We start from the raw sequence: 12,907 nt of genomic DNA on the forward strand, positions 1-12,907 counted from the left end.
ATGTCTCAACAATTTGATCTTGTTGTTATTGGCGGTGGTCCTGGTGGTTATGAAGCTGCGATTCGCGCTGCTCAACTAGGTTTTAAAGTCGCTTGTATCGAAAAACGTATTCACAACGGTAAGCCATCTTTGGGTGGTACATGCTTAAACGTAGGTTGTATTCCTTCTAAAGCATTACTTGACTCTTCTCACCGTTACGAAGATACAGTACATCACTTAGCTGATCACGGTATCACTACAGGTGAAGTGAATTTTGATCTTGCTAAGCTTCTTGCTCGTAAAGACAAAATTGTTGACCAATTAACTGGTGGTATCGATCAATTGCTTAAAGGCAATGGCATTGAATGGTTAAAAGGTACTGGTAAATTACTTGCTGGTAAAAAAGTTGAGTTCGTTTCTCATGAAGGTGAAACTCAAGTTTTAGAACCTAAATACGTTATTCTTGCGTCTGGTTCTGTGCCTGTAAATATTCCAGTAGCTCCTGTAGATCAAGATATTATTGTTGATTCAACTGGTGCATTGAACTTCCCAGAAGTACCTAAGCGTTTAGGTGTAATTGGTGCAGGCGTAATCGGTTTAGAGCTTGGTTCTGTTTGGCGTCGTCTTGGTGCTGAAGTTGTTGTTTTTGAAGCAATGGATGCATTCTTACCAATGGCTGATAAAGCTTTGGCAAAAGACTACCAAAAACTTTTAACTAAGCAAGGTCTTGATATTCGTATCGGTGCTAAAGTTTCTGGTACTGAAATTAATGGTCGTGAAGTGACTGTTAAATACACTCAAGGCGGCGAAGAAAAAACTCAGACTTTTGACAAATTAATCGTTTGTGTAGGCCGTAAAGCTTATGCAGAAGGTTTATTGGCAGATGATTCAGGCATTAAATTGACTGAACGCGGTCTAGTTGAAGTAAATGATCACTGTGCAACTTCTGTAGAAGGTGTATACGCGATTGGTGACTTGGTTCGTGGTCCAATGCTTGCTCATAAAGCAATGGAAGAAGGTGTAATGGCTGTTGAACGTATTCATGGTCATGCGGCTCAAGTGAACTATGACACAATCATTTCTGTTATCTATACACATCCGGAAGCGGCATGGGTTGGTTTAACTGAAGAACAAGCTAAAGAAAAAGGTCATGAAGTTAAAACTGGTCAATTCGGTTTTGCTGTAAATGGTCGTGCTTTAGCGGCGGGTGAAGGTGCTGGTTTTGTTAAGTTTGTTGCTGATGCAAAAACTGACCGTTTATTAGGTATGCATGTTATTGGACCTGCAGCATCTGATATCGTACACCAAGGTATGATCGCTCTTGAATTTGTATCTTCTGTTGAAGATCTTCAGTTAATGACATTTGGTCATCCAACATTCTCTGAAGTTGTTCATGAAGCTGCACTTGCTGTAGATGGTCGTGCAATTCACGCGATTCAACGTAAGCGTAAATAAAATAAAGAGCGGTTCTCCGCTCTTTTTCACATTCGATGGTGTGATTAAAAAAGCATCAAGGTGAAAGACGTAGACAGCAATTTGCATAAGTAACATGAGAATGTTGCGCAAATTGAAGACAACAAACAAAGTTAAGTAGGTAACTAAATGAACTTACATGAGTATCAAGCTAAAGCGTTATTGAAAGAATATGGTATGCCAGTACAAGAAGGTATCTTGGCTACCAATGCAGACGAAGCAGTTGCTGCATTTGAACAGCTTGGTGGTAAATTCGCGGTAATGAAAGCGCAAGTTCATGCTGGTGGTCGTGGTAAGGCTGGTGGCGTTAAAGTTGCAAAATCTAAAGAAGACGTTATCGAATTTGCAAACAATATCATTGGTACTCGTCTTGTAACGTATCAAACAGATGCAAATGGTCAACCAGTAAACAGCATTATTGTTGCTGAAGACGTATACCCAGTTGAGCGTGAGCTTTACTTGGGCGCGGTTGTAGACCGTTCTAGCCGTCGTATTACTTTCATGGCTTCTACAGAAGGTGGTGTAGAAATCGAGAAAGTTGCTGAAGAAACTCCAGAAAAAATTATCAAAGTTGAAGTTGATCCATTAGTTGGCTTACAACCATTCCAAGCACGTGAAGTTGCGTTTGCTTTAGGTTTGAAAGACAAGCAAATCGGTCAATTCGTAAAAATCATGACAGCTGCTTACCAAGCATTTGTTGAAAATGATTTTGCTTTATTTGAAATTAACCCACTTTCAGTTCGTGAAAATGGCGAAATTTTATGTGTAGACGCGAAAGTAGGTATCGACTCTAACGCGCTTTACCGTTTACCTAAAGTTGCTGCTTTACGTGACAAATCTCAAGAGAATGAGCGTGAATTAAAAGCATCTGAATTTGATCTTAACTATGTTGCTTTAGAAGGTAACATCGGTTGTATGGTTAACGGTGCTGGTCTTGCAATGGCAACTATGGACATCATTAAACTTTATGGTGGTCAGCCTGCAAACTTCCTTGACGTTGGTGGCGGTGCAACTAAAGAGCGCGTAATCGAAGCGTTCAAAATCATCCTTGCTGATACATCTGTACAAGGTGTTTTAATCAACATCTTCGGTGGTATCGTACGTTGTGACATGATTGCTGAAGCAATTATTGCAGCGGTTCAAGAAGTAAACGTAACTGTTCCAGTTGTTGTTCGTTTAGAAGGTAACAACGCTGAGTTAGGTGCTAAATTACTTGATGAATCTGGTTTGAAATTAATTTCTGCAAACGGCTTGTCTGATGCCGCAGAAAAAGTTGTAGCTGCAGTTAAAGCGTAAGGGGAGTATCAATCATGAGCGTATTAATTAATAAAGACACTAAAGTATTGGTACAAGGTTTTACTGGTAAAAACGGTACTTTCCACTCTGCACAAGCTTTAGACTACGGTACAAAAGTTGTTGGTGGTGTTACTCCAGGTAAAGGTGGTACTACTCACCTTGACTTACCAGTATTCAACACAATGAAAGAAGCTGTACGTGAAACAAATGCAGATGCATCTGTAATCTATGTACCAGCTCCATTCGTTTTAGACTCAATCGTTGAAGCGGTTGATTCAGGTGTTGGCCTAATCGTTGTGATCACTGAAGGTGTTCCAACAATCGACATGCTTAAAGCAAAACGCTACTTAGAAACTAACGGTAACGGTACTCGTTTAGTTGGTCCTAACTGTCCAGGCGTGATCACTCCGGGTGAATGTAAGATTGGTATTATGCCTGGTCATATTCACCAACCAGGTCGTATTGGTATCATCTCGCGTTCAGGTACATTGACTTATGAAGCTGTTGCTCAAACAACTAAGCTTGGTTTAGGTCAATCTACTTGTATCGGTATCGGTGGTGACCCAATCCCAGGTATGAACCAAATCGAAGCGCTTCAATTGTTCCAAGACGATCCAGATACAGATGCAATCATCATGATCGGTGAGATCGGTGGTACAGCGGAAGAAGAAGCTGCTGAATTCATCAAATCTAACGTGACTAAGCCTGTAGTAGGTTACATTGCTGGTGTAACTGCTCCTAAAGGTAAGCGTATGGGTCACGCTGGTGCGATTATTTCTGGTGGTCAAGGTACTGCTGAAGAAAAATTCGCTGCATTTGAAAAAGCAGGTATGGCTTACACTCGTAGCCCAGCTGAGCTTGGTTCAACTATGTTGCAAGTTTTAAAAGAGAAAGGTTTAGCTTAATCGCTTTACGCTGAATCTTAAAAAGCACCGCATCTGAAAAATGATGCGGTGTTTTTTTATTTATTAAAGAAAAATAAGAGTTTTTATAAGTATAGCTAATTCATAAATAAAATTTTTAGGCAAAAAAATACGCAATGATTGGGGTGATCATTGCGTAGAACAACGAATCTGTAAAAACAGTTTCGGTTTAAGGAGAAATGTCGTGAGGCTCATATGATGTAACCTACATAGAGGATAATAGATAAAGTTAAGATATTCTTCATCGCTATTAGCGTTAATAAGTGTTACTTCACGTTAATAGGGTAAAAGCCTGTGAGTGGCTATCAATACATTAGTAATTCTAAAAAATGAATATTATTAATCTAATAAATAAAAAAAGCCCCGAAGGGCTTTTAGTTTTTAAAGAGGATTAAAATTTAAATAAACCTAAACCATCTTTAACTTCATCTAAAGTCTGTTGAGTAATAAGACGACACTTATCTGTACCTTGTCGTAAAACATCCATAATATAGTCAGGATCTTTAGCAAGCTCTTCGCGACGTTCACGAATAGGTGTAATTAACTCTTTTAAGACACCTTCAAGACGTTTTTTAACCGTACCATCACCAAGACCACCGCGACGATAGTGAGCTTTTAATTCTTCAACTTCTTCTTTATTTGGATCAAATGCATCTAAATAAGTAAATACAATATTGCCTTCAACTTGACCTGGATCTTCAATACGAAGGTGATTTGGATCGGTGTACATCGCATTAACAGCTTTTTTAATGTCTTTATCAGAAGCATTTAAAACGATGGTATTGCCTAATGATTTAGACATTTTCGCTTTACCATCAAAACCAGGTAGACGTGCCATATTAGAAAGCAAAGCTTTACATTCAGGCAAAAGATCTTGACCGATTTGGCGATTTACTCGACGTACAATTTCATTGGTTTGTTCAATCATTGGAATCTGATCTTCACCCACTGGAACCACAGTTGCTTTGAAAGCAGTAATGTCAGCCGCTTGTGCAACAGGGTAGCAGAGGAAACCAGCTGGAATGTCACGCTCAAAACCACGCATTTGAATTTCAGATTTAATGGTGGGGTTACGTTCTAAACGCGCAACTGTCACAAAGTTAAGATAGAGCATTGTGAGTTCATTGAGTGCTGGTAAGCAAGATTGAACACAAATGGTGGTTTTTGTTGGATCAATGCCTACAGCTAAATAATCTAGAGCAACTTCTAAAATATTACGACGAACTTTATCTGGATTATCTGCATTATCTGTTAGTGCTTGTGCATCTGCTAATAAGAGATGTTGATGATGGCTATCCTGTAAACCTACACGAGAACGCAAAGAACCGACAAAATGCCCAAGGTGAAGTTGTCCGGTTGGGCGGTCGCCTGTCAAAATAATTGGACGCTGATCAACATTACTCATTATTTATTCCACTATCGTATTGGCTTAATCAGGGGTAGTAAGCCCTGTAATATAAAAGATTGGCATTATTGTACGGGAAATAAATTTTTTTCGTCAGCGATTGGGGAAACTTTTCTTAAAATAATATTGTGAATTTATTCAGTAAAATTACAGAAATTCAAAAAAATCATCTTACAATAGCCTTAATAAATACAAACTTGGATAAGAAATGGCGAGTGGCTTACTTTTATTACTAGATGATATAGCAACAATTTTAGATGATGTTGCTTTAATGAGCAAAATGGCAGCCAAGAAAACTGCCGGAGTTTTAGGTGACGATTTGGCCTTAAATGCTCAGCAAGTAACAGGTGTGCGCGCAGATCGCGAACTACCTATTGTTTGGAAGGTGGCTAAAGGCTCATTTGTTAATAAGCTTATTTTAGTTCCTTTAGCATTGTTAATTAGTGTAATTGCACCTTGGCTTATTAACCCACTATTAATGCTCGGGGGGTTATTTTTATGTTATGAGGGAGTAGAGAAAGTTCTTCATACCATTATGCATAAAAAAGCTTCTACATCAGAGGAAGCAAAAGCAGAGCTTGAAACTGAAGAATTAGACTTAGCAACTTTTGAAAAAGAAAAAATAAAAGGAGCAGTAAGAACTGATTTTATTTTATCGGCTGAGATCGTGGTGATTACGCTCGGTACAGTTGCTACGGCTACTTTAATGACCAAAGTAAGCGTTTTAAGTGTTATTGCAGTTGTGATGACGATTGGCGTTTATGGCCTAGTCGGTATGATTGTTAAGATTGATGATTTGGGATTATATTTAACAGAACAGTCGACCTCATTTAAACAAACTATAGGTCGAGGCCTATTAGCTTTTGCTCCTATTTTGATGAAATTACTTTCAATCGTGGGCACTATTGCAATGTTTTTAGTGGGTGGCGGGATTATTAATCATACGATTCCATTGCTTCATCACTTAACTGAAGACACAGTGGATCATGTGGAAACAATACCAGCGGTAGGTAATATCATTGGTGCTTTAACACCAACATTGATTAACTTTGGAATAGGACTTGTTGCAGGTGCAATTGTTCTATTAATTGTGAGCTTAATACAAAAAATGTGGCCTAAAAAAGCATCGGGTTCATGATGCCATTCTAAAAAGAAGAGGGAAATTATGCGCTGGAAAGGTCGACGAATTAGTAGCAATGTTGAGGACCGTCGAGGTGGTGGCGGTGTTAGAGCTGGCGGTATCAGTATTATTGGTTTGGTTGTTGCATTTGTTGCGTGGAAGTTCTTTGGTGTTGATCCACAACAGGCTTATCAAGCAACGCAGCAAGTTACTGCTTCACAACAATCAAATGCAACTGCGCCAGAAAGTTTAACGGCCGAGCAAAAAGAAGCCTCGGATTTTGTTGGAACGGTTTTGGCTGATACGGAAGATACTTGGACTCCTATATTTAAACAGTTAGGTAAAAGCTATACGCCACCTAAATTAGTTTTGTTTAGTGGAATAGCTCAATCAGGATGTGGTACTGCCCAATCTGCGATGGGGCCATTTTATTGTCCTGCAGACCAAAAGGTTTATATCGATACAGAATTCTTTAAAGATATGCGTCAGCAAATGGGAATTTCTGGTGAGCAGAACCAAACTGAACTTTCTAGGGAAGATCAGGCTGGCGATTTCGCACAAGCATATGTGGTTGCACATGAAGTAGGGCACCATGTTCAAACCTTGCTGGGTATTTCGTCACAAGTCCAGCAAGCTCGTGCACAAGTCAGCCAAAGAGAAGGTAATCAATTATCTGTTCGTCAAGAATTGCAAGCTGATTGTTTAGCGGGTATTTGGGCGAGTCATAATCAACAGCGAACTCAATTTTTAGAGCAAGGTGACATTGAGGAAGCGATGGATGCTGCTCAAAAAATTGGAGATGATTATTTACAGAAGCGTTCTACAGGTCAGGTTGTTCCTGATAGCTTTACTCATGGTAGCAGTGAACAGCGAATGCATTGGTTCCAAGTTGGTTTAAAAACCGGTGATATTAACCAGTGTGACACCTTCAATAATTCAATCTAAATATAGAAGGATGAGACTTATTAATAGTATTTAAGAAGCTCATCCATCTTCCTTTAAATGTTAACTATAAATAATGTTAAGAAATTTAACAGATTGATAGATTGTTCAATCAATTCGTTAAACTTGCATCCGAATTTTCATTTTTTATGATCATGGCATTATTAATGCCTGCATTTTGTTTAGTTTGGTCGACCTAACAAAATTTTCTTATTTGGTCGTTGACCCAGAAGAAGGGTGTTCATGGGTAATTTTTTTCTACTACAAGCATTTACAGTGGTTTTTGCACTATCAATTGCAACCACGATCTTTAATAAGCGTATTTTAGGCTTTCCACAGGCGATTGGTGTTCCTCTAGTCTCAGCAATTTTTGTCTTTATTCTACAGTGGGGTGCCAGCCTACTAAACGGTAACCAGTTTATTACCATTAACATTCATAATATTGAAGAAGCTGTACGTCATATCGATTTTTATGATTTTTTAATTAATGGTGTTATTTGTTTTATTCTAACTTCTTCTGCACTCAAATTTAAAATTTCAGATCTAAAAAGTTATTGGAAGCAAATTAGTATTTTAGCAACAATTGCCTTAGTACTTTGTGCTGTATTGTTTGGTAGTTTACTCTACGGATTCCAATTATTGGTTGGATATCATGTGCCTATTTTGGTGCTATTACTTTTAGGTGCAGCTTTAGGGGCAACAGACCCAATTGGTATTAAAGGTGTACTTAGTTCGATTCGAGCACCACATCATTTAATTGTTAAGCTAGAAGGTGAATCATTATTTAATGATGCAATGTGTATTGCATTGTTTATGACTTTACTTAATGTTTTACAGGGTGAACATTTTTCATTAGTAGCGACATTAGAAGCTCTACTTTATGAAATTGTTGTCGCCGTCGGGATTGGTTGGGCATTTGGGGTAGGGGTGTTGCGTCTATTACGTGGTAAACACGAAATGGAGTCCCTGATTTTAACAACAGCTTTACTTGCAAGTGGAGCATATTTGGTTGCTTTGTTTGCACATGCATCAGCACCGATTGCTTGTGTAATTGGCGGTTTAATTGTTGGAAACAAATGGAAGGAAATACGCGAAGAGCGAGAGATTCAAGAAGTTAATCATTTTTGGCATACAGTAGAAGGAATCATTAACTCATTCTTATTTACTTTAATTGGCTTAGAGTTATTTATTCTTGATCTAAACTTTAGCCTGATTTTAGGCGGTATTGTTGCATTCTTTATTCTTCATATTTCTCGTTTTGCTGCCAACTTTATGGCTTTCGCTTTTTTCCCCACAATGCGTAGAACTAAAAGCTACAACGGTAGTTTGACTATTTTATCTTGGGGTGGGGTACGAGGAGGAATTTCACTTGCATTGATTTTGGCAGTAGCCAATATCCCTGCCTTAAGTCCCTATAGTAGTATCCTGATTGGATATACATTTATTAGTGTATTGTTATCAGGTATTGTGTGCGGCCTAGGCTTACCAGCTGTGATGAATGCTTTTTATTACAACCCCAACGAAGAAACTGAAGGCTTAAAAGGCTTCTATCAAAGGTTGTGCCATAAGATGAACCGAAGAGGTTTTCAGTATATTGTGGGGGAGGATGCGCTAGGTAGAGAAACAATCACTGTTTATAATCCAGATATTCTTGTAGACCAAAAAACTGAGGATGGAATTGCGACAATGCATGACCCGAATAAGTTACAAGAAGTAAAAAGATTTGAGAGTCCAGATAATTTCTAAATATAAATATTTTTAAAATTTATAAGATATTTAAAAATGAGGTTTTAGTGTAATAGTAAAATATTACCTAAAGCCTTTTTTTTCTATATATATCATTAATAATATATTTTATTTTATTAAGATATTAATAATTGTTATATGAATATTTTAATTAAATGATTTTTCAACAAATGGTAAATAGAAAAATAATAAATTTGTTTTATATATAAAACGTTTAACGTGATTTTTCATTAAATTAACATAAGAAAAACTTAACTAAGACTTATATATAATTTCTATTAATTAAAATTTTTTCTTTAGGTACTTTAGTATTTGTTTTTTTTATTTTAAAGTGTTTAATGTAAAAATGATCACATTACTTAATGTTTTTAAGTTGTAGGTCAAAAACTTAGAAAGATTAAGTAAAAAGAATTATACATAAAATCATTTAAATCAATAATATAAAAGGAATACAGATATGCCTGAAATACAAATTATTGCCAAGGATAGTCACGATACCTTGTCAACAATCAAGGGAACTTCTGCAAAGCTTTCAGAAGCGTCGGTCGTATTGGTAAAAGTGGCTGCCAGTGATGTATTGGTAGTGAATAGGGAGGGTACCAATGCAGTCATTCGCCTGAAAAATGGCGAGACTATTGTTATTGAAGGCTTCTTTAGTGGAACAGCTGAGCCTAAAGATAACAGTCTTGTTTTTCAAGATGAAAATGGACAGTTGATTTGGGCAAAATTCAAAGATGCTGAAAATGATGCGGACGCCGATGCCGATGCGGACGCTGACGCAGACAGTGATGTTGAACCACAAGCTCTGGTAGCTGAGGATTTACCTGCTGCTTTACCGGCAGAAGCACCACAAGAGTTGGTATCTGACGTTATTTACCAGCCTATTTCTTCAATTGAACCATTACTTTATCACGATGCAGGTGTAAACCCATGGTTGTGGGCAGCTATTCCTTTAGTTGCGGGCGGTATTATCGCTGCAGCATCGAATAGTGATAATGATGATGACTCAACACCTGCTGACACCACTCCACCAAATACAGATGGAGTCACTTTCTCTGTTGATCCTGTTACTTCAGATAACGTAATTAATGCATCAGAAGCAGCAGGTAATGTCACGATTACTGGTGTTCTGAAAAACATTCCAGCAGATGCGGCCAATACGGCCGTTACAGTTGTTATTAATGGGGTAACTTATAATGCAACTGTAGACAAAACAGCGGGTACATGGACAGTAAGTGTGCCTGGTAGTGGTCTAACAGCTGATGCAGATAAAACCATTGATGCGACTGTAACGTTTACAGATGCGGCAGGTAATAGCAGTACTGTTAAAGATACACAAACTTATACGATTGATACTGCTGCTCCTAATACGGATGAGATTGATTTTTCGGTTGATTCTGTAACAGCTGATAATGTGATTAATGCATCAGAAGCGGCTGGTGATGTCACTATTACAGGTGTTTTGAAAAATATTCCGTCAGATGCAACCAATACTGTAGTAACAGTTGTTGTGAATGGGGTGACTTATACTGCAACTGTAGATAGTGCAGCAGGAACATGGACAGTAAATGTGCCTGGCAGTGGCTTAGAGGCTGATGCAGATAAAACCATTGATGCTACTGTAACGTTTACAGATGCAGCAGGTAACAGCAGTACTGTCAACGATACACAAACATACACACTTGATACTTCAGTACCAACGGTTGCACTTGAAGATGTATCTACAAATGATAACACTCCTGCATTAACAGGTACTGTAAGTGACCCAACAGCGACTGTTGTGGTTACTATTGATGGTGTTGATTATCCTGCAGTAAATAACGGTGACGGCACCTGGACGCTTGCAGACAATACACTGCCAATACTCACCGATGGACCACACACTGTTACCGTGACTGCAACTGATGCAGCAGGTAATAAAGGTACTGATACAGGTGTTGTGACTGTTGACACAGCTGCACCAAATACAGCTGGTGTCAACTTTGCAGTTGATTCTGTCACTTCTGATAATGTAATTAATGCATCAGAAGCGTCAGGTAATGTCACTGTTACAGGTGTATTGAAAAATGTTCCGGCAGATGCAGCAAATACAGTGGTCACTGTTGTGATCAATGGCCAGACGTATACTGCGACTGTAGATAGTGCAGCAGGTACATGGACAGTAAGTGTACCTGGCAGCGGTTTGGTTGCTGATACAGATAAAACGATTGATGCCAAAGTGACCTTTACTGATGCAGCAGGTAATAGCAGCACTGTTAACGATACGCAAACTTATACACTGGATACAGCTGCTCCAGCAGCACCAGTAATTGACCCGGTTAACGGGACAGACCCGATTACAGGTACGGCAGAACCTGGTTCAACCGTAACAGTAACCTATCCTAATGGTGACACAGCAACAGTTGTAGCAGGACCGGATGGCAGTTGGTCAGTACCAAACCCTGGCCTTAATGATGGTGACGAAGTTGAGGCAATTGCTACAGATCCAGCAGGCAACCCATCTTTACCAGGTACAGTTACTGTTGATGCAGTTGCACCAGCAGTTATTCTAAATGATCTATTAACTAATGACAGCACACCTGCGTTAACCGGTACAGTGAACGATCCGACAGCAACCGTGATGGTGACTGTTGATGGCGTTGACTATCCGGCAGTAAACAATGGTGACGGCACCTGGACGCTTGCAGACAATACACTTCCTGCATTAACTGATGGCCCACACACCATTACCGTGACTGCAACAGATGCAGCAGGCAATGCGGGTACTGATACAGGTGTTGTGACAGTTGATACAGCTGCACCGAATGCGCCAGTGATCGACCCGGTTAACGGGACAGACCCGATTACAGGTACGGCAGAACCTGGTTCAACAGTGACTGTGACTTATCCGGACGGTAGTACAGCAAGTGTTGTAGCAGGACCGGATGGTACTTGGACTGTGCCAAACCCAGGCTTAAATGATGGTGATACGGTAACGGCAGTAACAGAAGATCCTGCTGGCAATACATCAGGTCCAACAACAGCTGTGGTTGATGCAGTTGCACCGACAGTAGCGCTTAACGATGTATTGACCAATGACAGTACACCTGAGTTAACCGGTACAGTGAACGATCCGACAGCCACTGTGGTGGTGAATGTGGATGGTGTTGACTATCCGGCAGTAAACAATGGTGACGGCACCTGGACGCTTGCAGACAATACACTTCCTGCGTTAACTGATGGCCCACACACCATTACCGTGACTGCAACCGATGCAGCAGGCAATGCAGGTACAGATACCGGTGTTGTGACAGTTGATACAGCTGCACCGAATGCGCCAGTGATTGACCCGGTTAACGGGACAGACCCGATTACAGGTACGGCAGAACCTGGTTCAACAGTGACTGTGACTTATCCGGACGGTAGTACAGCAAGTGTTGTAGCAGGAACGGATGGTACTTGGACTGTGCCAAACCCAGGCTTAAATGATGGCGATACAGTAACGGCAGTAACAGAAGATCCTGCTGGCAATACATCAGGCCCAGCAACAGCTGTGGTTGATGCAGTTGCACCGACAGTAGCACTTGATGATGTACTCACTAACGACAGCACACCTGAGTTAACCGGTACAGTGAACGATCCGACAGCAACAGTGGTTGTGAACGTGGATGGTGTTGACTATCCGGCAGTGAACAATGGTGACGGCACCTGGACGCTTGCAGACAATACACTTCCTGCGTTAACTGATGGACCACACACCATTACCGTGACTGCAACAGATGCAGCAGGCAATGCAGGTACAGATACAGCAGTGGTGACCATTGATACCACCGCACCAAATGCACCTGTACTTGATCCAATCAATGCGACTGACCCAGTGAGCGGTACAGCAGAAGCGGGTTCTACAGTGACTGTGAGCTTCCCTGACGGCACCACTGCAACAGTCGTGGCAGGCACAGATGGCAGCTGGTCAGTACCAAACCCGGGCAATCTGGTGGATGGCGATACGGTTACAGCAACCGCGACTGACCCTGCAGGCAATAC

Annotated in this window: 8 protein-coding genes; 7 read left to right on the top strand and 1 reads right to left on the bottom strand. The window is 40.1% G+C overall.

Annotated elements, in window-relative coordinates; translation table 11 throughout:
- From lpdA to sucD, 3 genes are all read left to right on the top strand, one after another.
- A complete protein-coding gene (gene lpdA, locus RMB06_RS04480; protein WP_002116053.1) occupies positions 1 to 1,434 on the top strand; it encodes a dihydrolipoyl dehydrogenase in 1,434 nt (477 codons plus the stop codon).
- Between the two features lie 147 nt (positions 1,435 to 1,581).
- The gene (sucC, locus tag RMB06_RS04485) at positions 1,582 to 2,748 is read left to right on the top strand and encodes an ADP-forming succinate--CoA ligase subunit beta (protein WP_001048573.1); all 1,167 of its coding nucleotides are present in this window, start codon (positions 1,582 to 1,584) and stop codon (positions 2,746 to 2,748) included.
- Positions 2,749 to 2,762: 14 nt separating this feature from the next.
- Positions 2,763 to 3,653 carry a succinate--CoA ligase subunit alpha gene (gene sucD, locus RMB06_RS04490; protein WP_000114637.1) on the top strand — a complete coding sequence of 297 codons (891 nt, stop codon included), beginning with the start codon at positions 2,763 to 2,765 and terminating at the stop codon, positions 3,651 to 3,653.
- Between the two features lie 409 nt (positions 3,654 to 4,062).
- On the opposite strand, the gene trpS is transcribed toward sucD, so the two are convergent.
- A complete protein-coding gene (gene trpS / locus RMB06_RS04495) occupies positions 4,063 to 5,076 on the bottom strand; it encodes a tryptophan--tRNA ligase (protein WP_002116097.1) in 1,014 nt (337 codons plus the stop codon).
- 208 nt (positions 5,077 to 5,284) lie between these two features.
- Between trpS and RMB06_RS04500 the strand changes: the two genes are divergently transcribed.
- From RMB06_RS04500 to RMB06_RS04515, 4 genes are all read left to right on the top strand, one after another.
- Positions 5,285 to 6,214: a DUF808 domain-containing protein gene (locus RMB06_RS04500; RefSeq protein ID WP_005072929.1), complete on the top strand. Its 930-nt coding sequence runs from the start codon at positions 5,285 to 5,287 to the stop codon at positions 6,212 to 6,214.
- Between the two features lie 27 nt (positions 6,215 to 6,241).
- Complete coding sequence (locus tag RMB06_RS04505; protein ID WP_309164957.1) at positions 6,242 to 7,141, top strand: neutral zinc metallopeptidase; 900 nt, start codon at positions 6,242 to 6,244, stop codon at positions 7,139 to 7,141.
- A gap of 240 nt (positions 7,142 to 7,381) precedes the next feature.
- Positions 7,382 to 8,884 (top strand): sodium:proton antiporter, encoded by a 1,503-nt coding sequence (locus RMB06_RS04510; protein ID WP_002116022.1) that lies wholly within the window; start codon positions 7,382 to 7,384, stop codon positions 8,882 to 8,884.
- A 457-nt stretch (positions 8,885 to 9,341) separates the two neighbouring features.
- The coding region (locus tag RMB06_RS04515) for an Ig-like domain-containing protein (protein ID WP_311078542.1) at positions 9,342 to 12,907 on the top strand (3,566 nt) is incomplete at its 3' end.

The organism is Acinetobacter sp. V104_13 (assembly GCF_031798995.1).
Lineage (GTDB): Bacteria > Pseudomonadota > Gammaproteobacteria > Pseudomonadales > Moraxellaceae > Acinetobacter > Acinetobacter pittii.